Below are 338 nucleotides of genomic sequence, written 5' to 3'. Positions count from 1 at the left end.
GTATTCCTCGTGGTCTTGATGTGGTATTGATATAGGTATATGACCTAGATATTAAATTTTGCGTGTCCAAACAAATTTTTTTGCCTGAATGCCTGTACTATTTTCAAAGGAGTTAATCTTCCCTTGTAGAAACTATTGTTTTGAGGTGATTATTTATGAAGTTTAAATGTCGGTTAAAAGTCATTTTTGCTGAATTAGATATTAAACAAGGTGATTTCGCTAAACGTATTGGGATTGATGATTCCACTTTAAGCTCACTTGTTAAGAATCGTACAACTCCACGATTTGATACAGCATATCGAATAGCTCAAGAACTCGGTAAACCAATCGAGGATATC

1 protein-coding gene is annotated in these 338 nt (G+C 34.0%); it reads left to right on the top strand.

The annotated features are described in order from the left end of the window. Window positions 1-155: 155 nt before the first annotated feature. Window positions 156-338 (top strand): helix-turn-helix transcriptional regulator (locus KVT34_RS30035; protein WP_217563270.1); only part of this gene is annotated, 183 nt, incomplete at its 3' end.

The sequence above is a fragment of the Paenibacillus sp. GbtcB18 genome (assembly GCF_019091125.1).
Taxonomy (GTDB): Bacteria; Bacillota; Bacilli; order Paenibacillales; family NBRC-103111; genus Paenibacillus_F; species Paenibacillus_F chitinolyticus.
This window is presented reverse-complemented; position numbering and strand designations above follow the sequence as displayed.